Source organism: Leifsonia sp. SIMBA_070 (genome assembly GCF_046534635.1).
GTDB lineage: Bacteria > Actinomycetota > Actinomycetes > Actinomycetales > Microbacteriaceae > Leifsonia.
In genome coordinates this window covers 1-262 of record NZ_JAWRYK010000442.1, presented here as the reverse complement: position 1 = coordinate 262, position 262 = coordinate 1, and the positions used below count along the sequence as shown (strand labels likewise).

1 pseudogene is annotated in these 262 nt (G+C 69.5%); it reads right to left on the bottom strand.

The annotated features are described in order from the left end of the window. A pseudogene (locus SB754_RS21010) lies at window positions 1–262 on the bottom strand (ABC transporter ATP-binding protein); the annotation flags it as partial.

The window sequence follows — 262 nt, the reverse complement described above, 5'->3', positions numbered from 1 at the left end:
GCGGAAGCGCACATCGCGGAACTCGATCCGTCCGTGCGGCCCCGGCGCCGCCGACGCCGCGATGGCCTGCGGCCGGTCGACGATCGCAGGCTTCAGGTCGAGGTACTCGAAGATGCGCGCGAACAGCGCCTGCGAGGTCTGGATCTCGAGCGCGACGCGCATGAGACTCACGAGAGGCATCGACACGCGCGCCTGGACCGTGGTGAACGCGACGATCGTGCCCGCCGTGATCGCGCCGTCAGATCCGTCGATGAGGAAGCCC